The organism is Mesorhizobium sp. P170090, from assembly GCF_057786115.1.
On the sequence record NZ_JBYNWH010000001.1, the window covers coordinates 1,939,079 to 1,955,920 of the forward strand.

Here is a 16,842-nt window from a genome sequence, read left to right on the forward strand (position 1 = left end):
ATCCTCATGCGCATTGACCAGATCAACGTCTATAAGGTCCAGCTACCCGTTAAAGGTGGCACCTACCGAATGGCCAGCGACGACGTAGACGCGCTTGACAGCACTATAGTCGAGATTGGCACCGATGACGGACTGACTGGCTGGGGCGAAACCTGCCCGGTCGGGCCGGTTTATCAGCCGCATCACGCGCTCGGCGCACGCGCGGCGATTGCCGAGATCGCCCCAGGTCTTATGGGTGCCGAGATTGCCTCGATCAGGCTCCTCACCAAATGCATGGACGAGCGCTTGAACGGGCATGGCTATGCCAAGGCAGCGTTCGACATAGCCTTCCTTGACGTTCTCGGCCAGCGGCTTGGAGTGCCGGTCTCGACACTGCTGGGAGGCGCGCTCGTCGACCGTGTTCCGGCCTACTATTCGCTCATTGTTGGCCCGCCTGACGAAACGGCCAGGATAGCCGCCGACAAGGTGAAGTCAGGTTATCCACGCCTGCAGGTCAAAATCTCGGGGCGGAATCTCGAACAGGATGTGGCCTCGATTCACAAGGTTTGGGAAACGGTAGGCTACAAAGCGCGTCTCGCAGTGGATGGCAACAGGGGGCTCACTGTCGCTGCCGCCATTCATCTTGACCGGCTTTGCCACGCGATCCCCTTCGTTTTCGAGCAACCCTGCAATACTATGGATGAGATCGCCACCCTGAAGGGCAGGGTGACGCATCCGGTATATTTGGACGAGAGCACCGAAGATCAGAACGCAGTACTCAGGGCGATCTCCCTCGGCATAGCGGACGGCTTCGGCTTCAAGGTCACGCGTCTCGGCGGCCTCACCAAAATGGCGACAATCCGCGACGTTTGCGCCATCCGCTCGCTACCGCACAGTTGTGATGACGCATGGGGTGGCGACATAATCGCGGCGGCTTGCGTGCACTTAGGTTCCACTGTGGAGCCGCGCCGTTTTGAGGGCGCCTGGATCGCGCAGGAATATATCGAAGGACATTTCGACGCGAAGAATCCGATTGTCATCGAAAACGGTCACATCGCCGTACCGCAACTGCCCGGCCTCGGCATCAAACCGGAACCCGGCATGTTCGGTCAGCCAGTAGCCACGTACGGATCCTAGTGAACGCACCCGCCAACGTTAGAGCAATCACGTCGTTGGCCACGCCGAAGAAACCGGCGGCGGCCGATCGACCGTTTGACCTGGTGGTTCTGGTCTTACCCGGGTTCTCGCACCTGGCGCTTCACGCCTATATTGAACCCTTTCGCATCGCAAACACGGTGTCGAGCCTGCCGCTGTTCCGGTGGCGCATCGCGGGGCTTGACGCTCGGCCGATCGAGGGCGCCAACGGCCTTTCGGTTGCTGTTGATGTCACGATAGACGAACTGGTTTTCGGCTCCGACGATCGAAGACCGAACCAGCTCGCTATCGTAACGGGCGAACCGGTAGAACAGCAACTGACGCCTGAGCTCAACGGATTTCTGCGAACGATGGCGCGTCGCGCGGTGCCGATATCTGCGGTGGGGACAGCGACATGGCTGCTCGCTCGTACGGGGCTTCTGGCAGGTACACGCTGCACGATACACTGGTCGCGGCTCGCTGCTTTTGCCGAAGTATTCAACCAACCCCGCATAAGCGATTCCCTGTTTGTCAAGGACGGCCAGTTTTCAACCTGCGCAGGAGAACTGGCAGCTTTTGACCTGGCCGTCGATCTGATCGGCAGCCATGCCGGCGGGTATATTGCACAGGAGGTCTGCCGCCACTCGACTGTCCAAGGTCAGCGCTCAGGATCAAACCGCCAGACCGGGCCGTCGGGTCTAGCCTTTGCGGGTGTCAGCGACAAGCTCCTGATGTCAATGCGGATCATGGAGGAAAATGTAGAGTTCCCGCTGACAATGGAGGAGGTCGCGCAACGGGCCGGAGTATCGCGGCGCCAGCTGGAGCGCTTGTTCGCTTCCCATATCGGAGTTCCGCCAGTGCGTCACTATCTCCGCATTCGCACAGACCATGCGAAGCGCCTGATCGAAGGCACACGAATGCCCATCATTGACGTTGCCATGGCCTGCGGGTTTACGTCTGCTTCGCATTTCGCAAAGTGCTTCAGAGCCTTCAATCGAATGTCTCCGCAGCAGTGTCGAGCGATAGTGCCGCCTTGGGTTGGGCCCGGCTTAAGATGATAATTGGTGTTTGAATTTAGCGGAGAACAGCGCCCCCTCTATCCATGGCAAATGTTCGGAGTCGATCTGCCCAGCAACAATCAGATAGCGTTGCAACAATACGCCCGGATCTTTGGCCTCAAAACGGCGACATGCGCCTACTCCGTTGTCCTCTTCTCTGTCGACCCAAGTTCACCGGGCGACCATTTGATTGAGGGCTTTTGATAACGCCCCGATGATGGTGGCGCAGGACGATCACGATTGTACCATGCAGGGGTGGCGAGGATTTCATTTCGCAAGAAGATCTCTCCGATTGCGTTATTGCGTTGGGAAGATGCTGTAGCTTCTCCGTGACGGCCGTTCGAACAGTCCAGCGCAGCTGCGGTTGGTGACGACTATGCGAAGATCACGCAGCGCCTTGTGGCATTCTAAAGCCGTCAGCTCTGCTTGCTAAGACCGGCCGCAGTTATGCAGGCTCGGCTTATGGCGGAGTCTCCAGGTCAGAATGGCGCGCAGCAGATGGACAAAGCGATTGAGCGAGGACAATGACGAAGAACATGCCGCCTCTCTTCGAGACATTTCTGGAAAAGTTGTCGGAGAGTGTCGATGAAACAGATTTCCGGGATGCCATGGCTGGGGCGGCCGCAGCACTTGATCTACTCACCTTTGCCTATCTGTCTTTGCCGTTGCAGTCTTGTGGCGAGCCCAAGCTGATCTCAAATTATCCACCTCCCTGGACCGCTCACTATCTGCAAAACCAGTATCAGAAAGTCGATCCCGTCATTATACGTGCGCGGTGTGGCGGCTCCCCGTTTCAATGGCCGGGGTCGGATTTGCGTTGCATTGAGATGTTGCCGGCTCAAGAGAAGCTATTCGATGAGGCGGCCCAGTTCAGCATCCGGTGCGGTTTGACAATCCCGATTATCGATCGCAGAGGCTGTGTTGCAGCTATGACCTTTGCCGCTGATAAGCCCAATTCCGCCTCCCTGCGCGTTGCTGGGCGATACGAACAGGCGCTCCAACTCATGGCGACATGTTTTCACATTTATGCTCGTCGAAAGCTGTCCGGCAATCGAACAGTGGACGGCGTTCCGTTGACACCTCGTGAATATGAATGCCTTCAATGGGCCGCGCGCGGCAAGTCCTCTTGGGCTGTCGGCTGCATCTTGGGCATCAAGCCGCGTACCGTCGATTTCCACCTCGACAATGTGAAGAAGAAGCTCGGCGTGCACACCAAGGATCAGGCCGTAGCCCTGCTGGCCTCATCACGATCTTCAATTCTCTGAGAAGCTGAATTCGTCTTTGGTTCTATTGAGCATGAGCAAAGGCTGTTTTCGGCTGGCCATTCGCCTCCAATGCAAGGTCATCCTTTCCTCTAGACGCATCATGATGCACTTATTGCGGCTGGTTGGTACTGACTTGGCAACGAATTACATGCACCCTCTACGATACCGCGTTTTCAAGGGGAGGCCCCACGGATGTGCGGACGAATGTCGGGCGGGGCGACCATGTTTTGCGATACTGTTTGTGCTGTTGGAAGGAAAGACGGCGCCCAAGGAACCGAGCGTCTGGGAAAGCACCGCCGTGCGCTCGATGCTCTTCACAGCTATGATCGAGTTCGGCCCGTCCCGCTGTGCCGGCCCAATTGTCACCGTCACCCATCTGTCCATGGAGCGCATGCTTCGCCGCGCCGGCCGCGCGGACCGGAGAACCCACACAAAAACCCGCGGCGTGGCCGCATATCAACGGCTCCAACGAGACGGTGGATGCCGTTCGGCTATGGCGGGTTCATGAGGCGGCGATGTGATGTCGGGCCGTCGTGATCTTGGCGGGCCCGGGCCATGAACTGGGCAGAAGGCAGCGCCGCCGGCCGGCCGGACCGGTGGAAGGCTACCACACCATCGTCGCGTCGCGCGTCGACCTAGCGCGTTGAGGCGATTCTGTCTCGCGGACTCTCTCAGGCGTGATGGGCGACATCTCCAACCCCCGAGTTCGAGGAGTGGTGCTCAATCCGTACGTCGCCATAAGGACCCTATCGATCTGCCCGCCTGGCAGTTGAGACACCGGCTGCGGGCCTTTAATGTATATCATCTTTTTAGCTACGCCCGGATGACTGCCAGGTAGTGTGCTGAGAGTTCTGCAAATTCGCTGATAGAGGGCGGTCATGGCAGGCTGGTGATGTTCAACGTCACCGATTCCCTGGAAGGAACGCCACCATGACCAAGACAGAAGGTAAATCGACCAGCGCTGCCGTCAAAGACATTCTGCTTTCGAACCCGGAGGGGCTGCACGAAGTGATCCGTGCGGTAATGCAGGAGGTTCTCGAGGCCGAGATGGAGGAGGCGCTGGGTGCTTCGAAGGGCGAACGCACGCCTGAGCGCCTTGGGTATCGCTCGGGTTACTACGGCCGCACCCTGGTCACCCGGGTGGGCAAGCTTGAGCTGCGGGTTCCACAGGACCGGGCGGGTCACTTCTCCACCGAGCTGTTCGAGCGCTACCAGCGTTCGGAGCGGGCCTTGGTTGCGACGCTTGCGGAGATGTATGTGCAGGGCGTGTCGACCCGCAAGGTCAAGGCGATCACGGAAGAGCTGTGCGGTCATGCGTTCTGGGCTTCGTCGATCTCGGCCATCAACAAGCGGCTGGACGAGAGCCTCGCTGCCTTTGCCAGGCGCCCCCTTCAAGAGCCGTTTCCTTACCTCATCCTCGATGCGCGCTACGAGAAAGTGCGTGAAGCCGGTGTTGTCATGAGCCAGGCGGTGCTGATCGCGGTCGGCATCGACTGGGACGGGCGCCGGCAGATCCTGGCCGTGGAGATGGCCAATCGCGAGAGCCGCTCGGCCTGGAAGGACTTCCTCGTCGGCTTGAAACGACGCGGTCTCAAGGGCGTCGAACTGGCCGTGTCCGACGACCATGCCGGCCTGGTCGCGGCGATCGGCGAGGTGATCCCGGAAGCAGCATGGCAGCGCTGCTACGTCCACTTCCTCAGGAACGCGCTCGATCACCTGCCCAGGAAGCACGGCGACGATTGTCTGCAGGAACTGCGCTGGCTCTACGACCGGCGCGATCTCGCCGAGGTCAAGGCCGATCTCGCCGCGTGGCTGTCCAAATGGTCCGCCCGCTACCCGCGGCTGACCACCTGGGCGGAAGAAGCCATAGAACAGACGCTGACTTTCTTCCGGCTGCCGCGTCAGCATCACAAGCACCTCAAGTCCACCTACATGCTGGAGCGGCTCAACGAGGAAATCCGCCGGCGCACCTATGTCGTGCGCATCTTCCCGAACGCCGAAAGCTGCCTGCGCCTGGTCAGGGCGCTGGCCGTCGAAACCAACGAAAACTGGATGGAGGCCAACCGCTATATCAACATGGATGATCTGCGCGAGCACAAGAAGCTCGCTCTACGCCAAGCCGCATGACCAGTTTCATGATCGCCCATTTTGCAGAACTTGACGCACACAACCGACTGCCAGATCCTTGTGTCCACCGCAAGCGCGTGGCCGTCGCCTCTGCCTCGTCCTCCAGGCCCTCGGCGGTTCGCCTGCCGGGGGTGGAACGGGAAATGCCGAAACCATGATCGGCGAGCCAGGTTCAGGCCGGCCGGTGAGCATCCTGCCGACTCTGCGTGGAGGCGTTCGCCGCGCCATCCAGGACATGGAGCGCACGGTGTAATTGTTCAGCCGGCGAACAATTCCTTGTAGCCAGTAGTGACCATCCAGTTCGCACGGTCGAGATGGCTACGAAGAGCCTTCCTGGCGCGCTCCGGTTCGCGTGCTGGATCGATGCCGAGGATGACGTGGGCCATCTCTTCTTCGCTTGCATCATCGGCGGAGGCGTCTAGGAGCCGCATATAAGTCGTGAAATGCGATTTATCGTAGACCGTGAGGCTGTCCGACCAGTGCACTTCGTCGGCAATTGGCGTGTTCGACTTAGGCTGTAACATCGCTGGTTATACCTCCGGAAAACGGCCTCCGCGAAGCCCTCCGCCAGCGGATTTAGATGCTCAACGTGGATTACATATTATAGTTGATAAACTCAAGCTGCGTAATCCGCTGGCTGTCGTGCATGGATATGCGCAGGTTAGTCGGACGTAATGTGCAGAGCATCAGGCTAAGGAAGCGTCTGACGCAGGAGCAGCTTGCCGAGATTTCCGGGTTCAGCCAGCAGTACATCAGCGGCTTAGAGAAAGGCCGAAGAAATCCGACGATCATCACGATCTATGAACTGGCATTGGCTCTCGGCGTCAGCCACACGGATCTGGTTCGGCCCGACAAACAGACCTGACCCACCCGACTTTCAAGTAATTGCTACGGGCCCGCGTGCGTGACATCGCGGAACCGCGCCGGTCTTCTTCGCAGGCCCAGCCATCTTGTCCCGTTCGGCTTCGGGCCCCTGGCGCCGGGCAGCCTATCGGTGACGCCGACTCCGAATAACGGCTTCTTCAAGTCTCCCGACAATCGGCTGTTATGCGCTGGATGAAGATTTGCATAAAGTTGATCAGGACCGTTCCTCAGGTTCGGACGTTGTCCCCGCCCGAGGGGTTACACCCCACCCTCTACTGTTCCACGCCGACTCCGCCCGTGGAGAGTCGGCGTGGAAAGGGCGCCTGAGGCGCCCTTTCATCTCAGATCGGCTGTCAGCACCTTTGCGTCGCGCATCAGAAGCGGTAGGTGACACCTGCGCCTATCAGCCAGGGATCAAGCTCCGCCTTCCCCGTCTGCCTCGCGCCGTCGACGGTGACGTCGAAGTCTGGCTTGAGGAACAGCTTCTTCACGTCGAAGTTAACACCCCAGTGCTGATCCACCATGTAGTCGAATCCGACCTGCAGCGCCGTGCCGAAGGTGTTCTCAACATTGAGAGCATCGGCGCTGCCGGCATCCTGGTCATAGAAGATCGTGTAGTTCACGCCGGCGCCTACATAGGGCTTGAACGCCCCGAAATCGGTAAAATGATACTGCAATGTGAGCGTGGGCGGCAGCAGCCAGACCTTGCCGATATTGCCCAGCGCGCCGATCGCTCCTTGGCCCTCGATGTTGGCGTAGGTGGTGCCGAGGATAAGCTCGGCGGCGATGTTGTCCGTGAAGAAATAGGAGATATCGAGTTCCGGCGTCAACGTGTCCGAATAGGAAAGACCAGAGCCCGGCACCGCATTGACGTGACCCGAATCCTCAGTGATGACCCCCAACCCACGCAGCCGGATCTGCCAAGGGCTTGGCGCTTCCGTGACAAAGGCTCCTGCCTTCGGGACGGTAGCAGCTTGCGCAAGGTCCGCCGCAACGGCCTGCTGTCCCATCACGATGAGGACAACGGCCGCTGTTACTCCCCGCGCGGCCCGCATTTTGTTTCTCGCCATGATATTGTCTCCTTGCTCTTCAGAAAAAATGCATTGAACTACGAAAAGTCTTGCTCGAATTGCGTGATATTGGCGGAGCGCTCATGCGCAGTGTGCGTGGGACCGCGCACACACATTTACGCCGTGCTCGCAATCATCCACCTGTACTCACTTAGAAGTAAGCGGGATAACCAGAGGCCTGCAGCTTTGCGACCATCTTACGCGCGTGGCCTGGGTGGGCGCGTTCGGCTCGCTTCGTGGTGGCGAGCAGGATCTGCGTAGGCGGCAATGGTGGTCCCGGCCCCACAGCGAGGGCGGATTTCTGGCCGTCTTGCCAGAATTGTAGAGGTACTGACCGCGCCGCATGAACACGGGAATCTTGTCGGGACGGTCGAAGATCGCTGTCAGCGCGTCTTGGTCACGATTGAACTGTGTTCCACCGAGCTGCCCCAGGGTCCTGGCCTGGCTGGCGGCCCAGGCAATTGTCTGTTCTCCTTCCACATCTTCGAGCCAAAGATAGGGATCATCGTGCGGGGCATTCAGCGTTGGTTGGAAATCGAATACGGTCATGTCCGGATATCGTGAAGTATGGTGTCGACTGGAAAATAACCGCAACGTCATGTCGGCTCGGAAAGGCCCAGTTTTCGCAGCTGCGACTGCATGTTCGGCGGGCTCGATCATGATATGATTTCTCCTCAGTCCTTGCCGCAGCGCGTTTGCGGATAGTCTTGCACGTGTCGTGCCAAACGAGAAAACCATTTCACAACAATGACATGGCTCTGACTGCCGTGTGCCTCATGTCGACTTTGTCGCAGACCCGACAACGAGTGCAGCCGTGACCGCCCTGATAGAATCTCGTGTGCGAGCTCGTGGGCACTGCGGAATAGCAGTGAAGCTCACCGCGAACTGGCCGAGCTTCGGATCGACATCGGCGACGGGACGATTGACGACCACCACGTTGCCGGTGTCGGGCACGGCACGGCCTGAGGAGCTCCGCGGCAGCGATCATCGAATGCCTGCGTTTACGAGGGCTCCCATTCCTGGCCGACCGGTAGGCGCGCAAAAGACTGCTGCCTCATCCCTCCGCCTGGATTGAGCCGCAGGGATGGAATGGCGTCGTGCTTTGGACCGGCAGAATAACCAATTCTGTTCCGGCTATCTGTACAGAGATTCATTGATGCGCTTAGGCCGGGCATCCGCCCATCCGCGACCATCTGAGCATGAGCATCGATCCTTCACCAAGAAAGAGAATTGCTTCCCATGAGAGAGGCCTCGCGGCGGACATGAGTTTGCGTCACTCTTCGTGATCGCGGCCTCCGAGGATGTCGGGATCGAGCCAGTGCAACGGCACGATAGGGCGAAGGATCTGGCAGCTCTTGCAACTGCTGAGCTCGATGGACACGGCATATCGTGATCTGTCCGACAGAGACGCAGGGTTCTGCACTGTCCGTTCATGAAGACTGTGCTGGTCCCCATAAGATAGAAGTATTCTGATGCAGAGGGTGCCCGATTAGCTATTCGGAAAACTATTTTATCCGAAGTGGAAATCGGGCGCCGCCCTGAAGCGTCCCCCTCAATGTCGGATGTCGGACAGGATCGTAAATCCGCCAACCCGTTGTTTAATAAAGAATCCTTCTCTGGCACGGCCCATGCATGGGACTCTGCGAACGCATCAGCGAGACGTCGTCCATGATCAAGCGCACCGAAAATGCCGTCGCCGTAGTGAACACCGCGCTCTCGCCTGCCATCAAGCCGCCGAAAGGCCGGCGCGTCATGGTCGGGCCGGCGATTGGGCCGGCTTCAAACACCTTAATGGGCCTGCAAAGCGTCTCGCGTGACGGCGACGCGGGCATCCAGACGAACGGAAAGACATACGTCGTTGCCCCACGTCGCCGGCCTGACCCCTCGATTTCACCGCGCTGGAATGCTCCGGTCTACATTCGACGACGCGAACGCGCTGGGCAAATTCTCGCAAACCCGGTCGGGACCGGTGCTCCGAACGTCCGCGAGGGGGCCCAATGGCTGTGGCCGATATTCGCCGCGAACAAGCAGCCTAGTGGGAAGACTCTATAGGAGGAAGCAGTGGAGTTATCTTGCGTTGGGATCGGTGCTGGCCCGTCCAATTTGAGCCTTGCGTGTCAGCTACACGAGCAAGTCGGGAAAGGGGCGGTGTTCCTGGATCGGCAGGTCGACTTCCGCTGGCATCCAGGCAGTGCATTCGATTCCTCGGAGCTCCAGGTCAGCCACTTCAAGGACCTGATCACTCTAGTGAATCCGCGATCAGCCTACACTTTCGTAAACTTCCTGCACGAGAACGGGCGTCTGTATCACTTCCTGAACGCACAGTTCGAAGCCGTGCTCAGAATGGAGTTCGAACAATACCTAAACTGGGTCTTCCACAGGAACCCACTTGTGCGTGGCGGTGAGACAGTACGCGAAATCCGCTTTGACGGCGAGTTTCGGGTGCGGACGGATAAGGCGGTTCTCGGCGCCAGAGACGTCGTGGTGGGCATTGGCAAGCAGGCGCAAATTCCGCCTCAGTTCCAGGGCTGGACTGGACGCAACCTGTTCCACTCATCTGTTTTACTGCACATCCACCCTGAGGTTCGGAGAAAGCATGTCTGCGTGGTCGGCGGAGGACAATCGGGAGCCGAGGTGATGTTGCATCTTATCGGCCTGCCGAAAGAACGGCGGCCTGCCTCGATCACTTGGGTCTCGCAGCGCGAAAACTACCTGCCTCTGGACAACAGCCCGTTCACAAACGAGTTGTTCATGCCCTGCTTTTCGGATCGTTTCGCGGCGATGAGCGAGTCGCAGCGTAAGCTGCTCCTGCGGCGTTTCGTGCTTGCCTCGGACGGCATTTCAGAAAGCACGTTGCGGGCGATCTATCAGGCGCTCTACCGCCACGCATTTTTCGAGCCAAACCGATCCGACATCACACTGCGGCCGGGCTGCACCGTCTCGCACTGCATCAACGCCGGCGCGGGTCACAGGCTGACCCTGCAGCCCGGCATGGTCGAGGTCGAAGAAGTCAGGGCTGATATCGTCGTGCTGGCCACCGGTTACGAGAACGCGATGCCAGACTTCTTGGAACCTATCGCGCACCGGCTGGAGCATATCGACAATGAATTAGCTATTCGCGAGGATTTTTCGGTGAGCTGGGACGGACCGCGTGACAGACGCATCTTCGTACAAAACGCGAGCCTCGGGCAGCGCGGCCTGGCCGATCCGAACCTAAGTCTGCTGGCCTGGCGCGCGCGCCGCATCCTCGATAGCCTTCTTGGGCGCGCGCCATGCGCGAACCCCGAGCATCCTGGCTTCATTAGCCATACCTCGATCGAGAGCTGGCCCGCCCCCGTAGCCGAAGAAATGGGCAGCGGGATATGACTCGTAAACTTCTGATCATCGGCGGCGGTATCCTGGGAACGTTGTCCGCCTCCGCTGCGGCGAAGGCCGGAGGCTTCTCCGAAATCATCGTGACGGAGCAAGTTCTTGGACCAAGCGGCGCATCGCATTATTCTGCGGGCGTGCATTTCCCCTACGGTTGTCAAGACCGTACCAGGTCGCTCACACGAAAGAGCGCCGTGGTCTTGGGGGCCATGGCTGGGTCGGCGGTCAGCGGATGGTGCAGGCCTTTAGCGATGCTTGTAGCGGCTAGACCGGGTGAACCGATTGATCCGGCCCAGTTTACCGAAGCCCTGGACCCGGTTGAGCATGACATAGGCAGTCTCGCGCCGAGCTTCTGCGGACAAAATCCGTCGGAGCGGAACGCACTTAGCATCGCCGTCCCACATGCATGGGACCGTTTCCGTGGACCGCAACTTGCCAGCGCCCGACTGCCCTAATTGGGGTCCGACCAACCAGTCTTTCCAACAGGAGCCTTTTCGCATGCTGACTGATACACAAAGAGACAAGTGGCAGAAAGACGGATACGTCAGGCTCGAAAGCTTCTTTGCGCCAGCGGCTCAGGAAGATATCTCTAATTTTGTCGAAGATGTGTCACGCTGGGATGTCAGCGATGATAAATGGCTCATGTGGTTCGAGAAGACGACGGACAATCGAAAGATCATATCCAAGATCGAGAATTTTCTCGACTTCCATGATCCATTGCGTCGTTTGCTATTAGAAGATCAGCGCATAAAGTCAGCGGTCGAAGATTTGCTTGGCGAAGATTCGCGCAGGCTCAAGGAGTTGCTTATTTTCCACTACCCCGACAGCGGCGGCTATCTCCCGCATCAGGACATTTGTCACATTCCACACAAACTCCCCGACCGGATGGTCCATGCCGTGGTTGCCATAGGCATCGACGACTCCGACCCGGAAAACGGCGGGCTTTTCTTCAGCCCCGGCAACCACAAAAAGGGGGTCTTTCCCATGGATGCCGGTGGGGTGATCTATCCTCAAGTCGCCGATAAGTTCTCCTGGGAACCGGTAGTATGGAAGGCTGGCGACATCTTCATCTTCGACGATTACGCGCCGCACTACTCACGACCGAACAAAAGCAATCGTTCTCGGCGGACACTCTACTTGGTGTTCCAGCGTGCCTCAACCGGTGGGCCGACCCGCGCTGAATATAACGTGCTTAAGCGCGCCCTTAACCCGCCCGAGGGCAAAGTGGCCGATCTCGACAATCTCAAGCCCCCAAATGCCATCTTCTATCGCGATTGAGCTCACGCAGCCAGGCGGAGGCATGCGCACGAAACTGATCGACCGCTCAAAAATGCGCGGACGGTATGGCGGTCTGATTTGCGGGCTCGCGGAGCATCGGACGCTTTGGCACGTGGCTTGTGGAGGTGGTCGCAAGCGGTCTTCTGTGTGCCTACAGCCCGACTAGCGCCCCCTTGGTCGCCCGCTGCCGGCCCAGAGCTGCACTATCCTGGCCGGGCCGCCAACGGGTCGGACTGCCGTTTCTCTCCGTGAAGTGCACTTGAGGCTGTTCGTTGGCAGCCGAAGGTCCGTCCCACTCTTCAACACCTTAGGTTCGTTGTCATGCGCAAATACACGTTTTCTCGAACGGAGCTGTCGCAAGCGTTCGGCATCGACACGGCCACGCTTGGAACGGGCAGCGCTCGCACGGGGTTTTCGTTCGGAAAGGTTGGACCCGGGGTCACATCCGAGCCCCATCGGCACGACGAAATCGAGGCCTTCGTGGTTCTGTCTGGTGCGGGCAAGGTCACCACTGACCTTGGGGAAATCTCGGTCGAGGCCGGCGACGTCGTTCTGTTCCATCCTTTTGAAGCGCATGTGCTGCGCAACGAAGGGAACAAAGACCTGGATTTCGTCGATGTCTACTGGCGAGACGGCGAGGCCGCCCTTGATGCCGCTGCAAAGACCACGGCTCCACGCGGGCCGACCTTCGTCTTCTCCGCGCCGCCAACGCCAAATGGCGATCTGCATCTGGGGCATCTTTCTGGCCCCTATTTCGGCGCGGACGTCTATACCCGTTTCCTGCGCATGAAAGGGGTCGAGGCGTATCACCTGACCGGAAGCGACGATTACCAGAGCTACGTCGCGACACGCGCCGCTACCGATCAATGGACGCCTGCAAACGTGGCGCGCTACTACTCGGACGAGATTCGCGCCACGCTTGCACTTCTCGATTGTGACGTCCACAGCTTCCAAGCCACAATGGGCGATGACGGTTACCGCGAATTTCAAGCCGCGTGTTTCCGAACTCTTCTGAGCAGCACGGCGGTAGATCTGCGCCAGAGCCCCGCGCTTTTCGATGCTGTGACAGGCCACTATCTTTATGAGCCGGATGTTAGAGGCCTCTGCCCCGATTGCGGCGACTCCGCCGCTGGCAACATCTGCGAGGAATGCGGCGCCCCAAACCTTTGCCACGACTTGGGTGCAGCGCGGTCACGGCAGTCTGCCGAAGCGCCGCTGGTCGGCTCCCTCCGCCGTCCGGAACTTGCCCTGGACCGCTGCTACGACCTTATCGACCGGCATCTAAGGGCATCAGGCGTCCCGCTACGCATCTTGGATCTCTTCGCGCGCCTACGCCAACGCGGCGGATTTTCAGTACCCATTACCCACCCCTCGGACTGGGGCCTGCCGGCCGAAGGGTTCCCGGGGCAAGTGATCTGGGTCTGGCCGGAGATGGCCTTCGGTTTTCTTTACAACATCCAGGCGCTCGGCCGCTCGCTGGGTCGCGACTGGAATGCGGAGATGCCCGGCAGCGATTGGCAGATTGTCCATTTCTTCGGCTTCGACAATTCGTTCTACCACGCGCTACTCTACCCCGCTCTTTACGCCGAGGTCTTCTCCCACTGGACGCCACGCATTCGCTATCACGTCAACGAGTTCTACCTGCTCAAGGGCAAGAAGTTCTCAACCAGCTGCCGCCATGCGGTCTGGGGCAAGGAGGTTCTGAGCCCAAAGACAGTCGACGTCGTGCGCCTTCATTTAGGCCTGACACGCCCGGAAGGGGAGCGGACGGATTTCACGCTGGACGCGCTGCGCCGCACCGAGAAGGAGGTCTTCCAAGGCATTTGGCTGAACTGGCTTGATGCGTTGGACCAGGAAATCAAGCAGGATTTTGCCGGCCGTGTACCGGATGCAGGCGACTGGAGCCCAGTCGACCGCGCCTTCTTTGCTCGGATAGAGATCTATCGCGCGGCGATGGAGCGGGCATATTCGGACGAAGGGTTCTCGGTCCGGCGCGCGGCCGCTCAGGCCTGCGATTTCGTGCGCGATTGCGTGATCTACCGTCGGGCGCGAGACTATGCGGCTGCGCGATGTTTCTACCCCGCCCGCAATCGAACTTCGCTAGCCCTTCAGACGACGGCCGCTGCGATCATGGCACCGACAGTCGCTCCGTTAATGCCCCGGTTCGCCAGAACGCTGGCGCGAGGCATCGATGGCGTCTCAACCGAAACATGGCCCCGGTCCGTCCAGCGCCTTGCACCCGGGACGCGCTTTGATCTCAGACCCGTGTTGGTGTTCTACGCCAAGTCCGGCAATCCTCATCTCGATGAGGAGGAAGCACTATGAGCCCGAAGGTGCACCAGTGAGCTGTCCCAATCTCGACCAGATTTGCGCGGCAATCAAAGCCGATGATGCCAAACATCTTTACTCGCTGTCACTGGCGACCGAAGCCGCTATCAAAGGGTACCAGATTGGCGGACCTGAACCAACGCATCGTCGATCCCCTGCCCCGGCCTTCGAGGGCCGCTCGGCCGATCGCTTCCCATCCCTTGCTGTTCGTGCCGCAATGCCGTGTGGGCTCGACTGCGCTGACAACCTCTGCGGCATCGGCATTCCGTCCTCCAGCCGGTCAAGGCTGTCATGCGATTCGACCCGCTTGGTCAACCTGGCGCCTTGGATCGTGCGCCGATCACCAATGCGAATGCCTGCCTGATGGTATCTTCGGTTCTGTCCGAGCCTGTACCGGCGCGGCCGTCGGCCGAAGAACAACTGAGCTACTGACAATCTGAATATGGCAGGTCGAATTCTGCCCACGAAAACGGATATTGCCACAACCAGCGTTCACGATAGCTATGGTGCACAAGCTTCCAACCATACCTGCGCAACGACAGCCCGTCGCCTGTAGATAGTCGGCGAGGGCCGCTAAATCGCAAACGTATCCACCGTAGATTGCGCGCCGTCTTCGCCGACATGCAGACGCTTGTCTCGTCGAGAGGCGCTCCTCAGGATTGCGTGTTGCTCGGGTACGGAGCCCCCCTCAGTTCCCAATCGATCCTACAATTCACATATTTGGAGATCGCTCGCTAGGTTACCCCGTCTGTGAACCTTGCAAGCCGATGCTTCAGATGCCGCCCATGCAGAGATATTTCATTTCGAGGTAATCCTCGAGCCCATGGCGGGATCCCTCCCGCCCGATGCCGGACTGTTTTATCCCACCGAACGGCGCCGCTTCCGAAGACATCCGGCCGGTATTTACCCCGACCATTCCATATTCCAAGGCCTCGGCGACACGCCAGACACGCTTCAGGTTGGACGCATAAAAATAGGCCGCGAGGCCGTAGATCGTTTCATTGGCATCACGCACGACCTGATCCGCATCTTTGAAGTGAATAATCGGTGCGAGCGGCCCGAATGTCTCTTCGCGCGCGACGGTCATCTCGCTGGTGACACCGGTCAGGACCGTTGGTTGGAAAAACGTGCCATTCGTGCCGATGCGTTTGCCCCCGCATCGAATCGCGCCGCCTTTAGCTACGGCATCGGCAATATGGGATTCAATCTTGGCCAAAGCCTTCATGTCGATGAGGGGTCCTATGTCCACTCCGAGCGCGAAACCGTCACCAACTTGAAGTTGGCGAGCCCGTGCAACGAATTTCTCGACGAACTCGTCGTGAACGCCCGACTGGAGGTAAAGGCGGTTCGCTGAAACGCAGGTCTGGCCGGCATTGCGGTACTTCGCCTGGATGGCACCGTCCACCGCGGCATCGATATCCGCGTCATCGAAGACGATGAAAGGTGCATTGCCGCCGAGCTCTAGGCTGACTTTTTTGATCTGGGCCGAGCACTGGCGCATGAGTAGGCGCCCGATCTCAGTAGACCCGGTGAAGCTGATCTTGCGGACCTTGGGATTTGTGCAAAGTTCGCGGCCGACCGCGTCACCTTCGGATGCGTAGATCAGGTTGACGACGCCTTCGGGAAAGCCTGCCTGATGGGCGAGGGCGAACATTGCTCCAGCCACCAGCGGCGTCTGTTCAGCGGGCTTGAGGACGATCGTGCAGCCCGCCGCCAAGGCTGGCGAGATTTTGCGCGCCACCATCGACACCGGGAAATTCCATGGTGTTATCGTGCCCACGACCCCGATGGGCTGCTTGATCACCAGCATTCGGCGGTCGGCCGATGGTGCGGAGATCGTCTCGCCATAGACGCGATTTGCCTCCTCGGCGTACCATTGCAGATACGCCGCAGCATGCGATATCTCCGACTTGGCTTCCGCAAGCGGCTTGCCCATCTCCGCGGTGAGAATTGCAGCGAGATCGTCGGCGTGGTCGATGATCAACTGATGCCATCGCCATAGAACGTCGCTGCGCTCACGTGCGGTAAACCCTGCCCATCCAGGCTGCGCGACATAGGCCTTGTCGATCGCAGCGCATGTCTCCTCGACACCCATATCGGGTAGTTCTGCCAGCACTTCGCCGGTCGACGGGTTGAGAACTTCAAATGTCCGCTCGCCCATCCGCGTGCCAAGTGCCGGCAGGCGATCGATGGGTCCAAACAGGTCAGGGGATCGCAGGTGACGGATCATCGGCAGGCACAGGGGCAATATCCGATTCCTCCTCAACGCGGCAGGTGTCCATAGCAGGTGCGGTGTGTATTCCGGACGTAAAGGTTCCTTATAGGGCCTCGGCCATACAGCTAGCAGACCACGGTACCCAAGTGGGAGGG

General features: G+C 59.2%; 13 protein-coding genes. 9 read left to right on the forward strand and 4 right to left on the reverse strand.

All coding sequences use genetic code 11. The annotated features are described in order from the left end of the window. Positions 1 to 6 precede the first annotated feature (6 nt). From AC3EML_RS09320 to AC3EML_RS09335, 4 genes are all read left to right on the forward strand, one after another. Positions 7 to 1,116 (forward strand): mandelate racemase/muconate lactonizing enzyme family protein, encoded by a 1,110-nt coding sequence (locus AC3EML_RS09320; protein WP_352522263.1) that lies wholly within the window; start codon positions 7 to 9, stop codon positions 1,114 to 1,116. 35 nt (positions 1,117 to 1,151) lie between these two features. Next, positions 1,152 to 2,171, forward strand: coding sequence for a GlxA family transcriptional regulator (locus AC3EML_RS09325; protein WP_023690620.1), 1,020 nt, complete (start codon positions 1,152 to 1,154; stop codon positions 2,169 to 2,171). Positions 2,172 to 2,707: 536 nt separating this feature from the next. After that, a complete protein-coding gene (locus AC3EML_RS09330) occupies positions 2,708 to 3,436 on the forward strand; it encodes a LuxR family transcriptional regulator (RefSeq protein ID WP_435053462.1) in 729 nt (242 codons plus the stop codon). A 930-nt stretch (positions 3,437 to 4,366) separates the two neighbouring features. After that, a complete protein-coding gene (locus AC3EML_RS09335; RefSeq protein WP_352563475.1) occupies positions 4,367 to 5,563 on the forward strand; it encodes an IS256 family transposase in 1,197 nt (398 codons plus the stop codon). Between the two features lie 257 nt (positions 5,564 to 5,820). Here the strand turns inward: AC3EML_RS09335 and AC3EML_RS09340 are convergent, their stop codons facing one another. Next, complete coding sequence (locus AC3EML_RS09340; RefSeq protein ID WP_352522143.1) at positions 5,821 to 6,087, reverse strand: DNA -binding domain-containing protein; 267 nt, start codon at positions 6,085 to 6,087, stop codon at positions 5,821 to 5,823. Positions 6,088 to 6,209: 122 nt separating this feature from the next. On the opposite strand from AC3EML_RS09340, the gene AC3EML_RS09345 reads away from it, so the two are divergent. Then, positions 6,210 to 6,428 (forward strand): helix-turn-helix transcriptional regulator, encoded by a 219-nt coding sequence (locus AC3EML_RS09345; RefSeq protein ID WP_023690571.1) that lies wholly within the window; start codon positions 6,210 to 6,212, stop codon positions 6,426 to 6,428. A 373-nt stretch (positions 6,429 to 6,801) separates the two neighbouring features. Here AC3EML_RS09345 and AC3EML_RS09350 read toward each other — a convergent pair whose 3' ends face one another. Both AC3EML_RS09350 and AC3EML_RS09355 read right to left on the reverse strand, forming a co-directional pair. Further along, positions 6,802 to 7,497 carry an OmpW/AlkL family protein gene (locus tag AC3EML_RS09350; protein WP_352522144.1) on the reverse strand — a complete coding sequence of 232 codons (696 nt, stop codon included), beginning with the start codon at positions 7,495 to 7,497 and terminating at the stop codon, positions 6,802 to 6,804. A 147-nt stretch (positions 7,498 to 7,644) separates the two neighbouring features. Next, positions 7,645 to 8,157, reverse strand: a complete 513-nt coding sequence (locus AC3EML_RS09355) for a hypothetical protein (protein WP_352522145.1) — start codon at positions 8,155 to 8,157, stop codon at positions 7,645 to 7,647. Positions 8,158 to 9,165: 1,008 nt separating this feature from the next. Here AC3EML_RS09355 and AC3EML_RS09360 point away from each other — a divergent pair. The 4 genes from AC3EML_RS09360 (at position 9,166) to AC3EML_RS09375 (ending at position 14,469) form a co-directional block, all read left to right on the forward strand. Beyond that, positions 9,166 to 9,549: a hypothetical protein gene (locus AC3EML_RS09360; RefSeq protein ID WP_352522146.1), complete on the forward strand. Its 384-nt coding sequence runs from the start codon at positions 9,166 to 9,168 to the stop codon at positions 9,547 to 9,549. A gap of 9 nt (positions 9,550 to 9,558) precedes the next feature. After that, entirely contained in the window at positions 9,559 to 10,863 is a 1,305-nt protein-coding gene (locus AC3EML_RS09365; RefSeq protein WP_352522147.1) for a lysine N(6)-hydroxylase/L-ornithine N(5)-oxygenase family protein, read from the forward strand. A gap of 501 nt (positions 10,864 to 11,364) precedes the next feature. Then, positions 11,365 to 12,144 (forward strand): phytanoyl-CoA dioxygenase family protein, encoded by a 780-nt coding sequence (locus AC3EML_RS09370; RefSeq protein ID WP_352522148.1) that lies wholly within the window; start codon positions 11,365 to 11,367, stop codon positions 12,142 to 12,144. 321 nt (positions 12,145 to 12,465) lie between these two features. After that, entirely contained in the window at positions 12,466 to 14,469 is a 2,004-nt protein-coding gene (locus AC3EML_RS09375) for a class I tRNA ligase family protein (RefSeq protein ID WP_352522149.1), read from the forward strand. 775 nt (positions 14,470 to 15,244) lie between these two features. Here AC3EML_RS09375 and AC3EML_RS09380 read toward each other — a convergent pair. After that, entirely contained in the window at positions 15,245 to 16,702 is a 1,458-nt protein-coding gene (locus tag AC3EML_RS09380) for an NAD-dependent succinate-semialdehyde dehydrogenase (protein ID WP_488376738.1), read from the reverse strand. Positions 16,703 to 16,842: the final 140 nt, after the last annotated feature.

Excerpts from the sequence above, each read along its gene's own strand:
- AC3EML_RS09320 (WP_352522263.1), top strand. The coding sequence starts at position 7 with ATGCGCATTGACCAGATCAACGTCTATAAGGTCCAGCTACCCGTTAAA.
- AC3EML_RS09330 (WP_435053462.1), top strand. The coding sequence starts at position 2,708 with ATGCCGCCTCTCTTCGAGACATTTCTGGAAAAGTTGTCGGAGAGTGTC.
- AC3EML_RS09335 (WP_352563475.1), top strand. The coding sequence starts at position 4,367 with ATGACCAAGACAGAAGGTAAATCGACCAGCGCTGCCGTCAAAGACATT.
- AC3EML_RS09340 (WP_352522143.1), bottom strand. The coding sequence starts at position 6,087 with ATGTTACAGCCTAAGTCGAACACGCCAATTGCCGACGAAGTGCACTGG.
- AC3EML_RS09345 (WP_023690571.1), top strand. The coding sequence starts at position 6,210 with ATGGATATGCGCAGGTTAGTCGGACGTAATGTGCAGAGCATCAGGCTA.
- AC3EML_RS09350 (WP_352522144.1), bottom strand. The coding sequence starts at position 7,497 with ATGGCGAGAAACAAAATGCGGGCCGCGCGGGGAGTAACAGCGGCCGTT.
- AC3EML_RS09355 (WP_352522145.1), bottom strand. The coding sequence starts at position 8,157 with ATGATCGAGCCCGCCGAACATGCAGTCGCAGCTGCGAAAACTGGGCCT.
- AC3EML_RS09360 (WP_352522146.1), top strand. The coding sequence starts at position 9,166 with ATGATCAAGCGCACCGAAAATGCCGTCGCCGTAGTGAACACCGCGCTC.
- AC3EML_RS09370 (WP_352522148.1), top strand. The coding sequence starts at position 11,365 with ATGCTGACTGATACACAAAGAGACAAGTGGCAGAAAGACGGATACGTC.
- AC3EML_RS09375 (WP_352522149.1), top strand. The coding sequence starts at position 12,466 with ATGCGCAAATACACGTTTTCTCGAACGGAGCTGTCGCAAGCGTTCGGC.
- AC3EML_RS09380 (WP_488376738.1), bottom strand. The coding sequence starts at position 16,702 with ATGATCCGTCACCTGCGATCCCCTGACCTGTTTGGACCCATCGATCGC.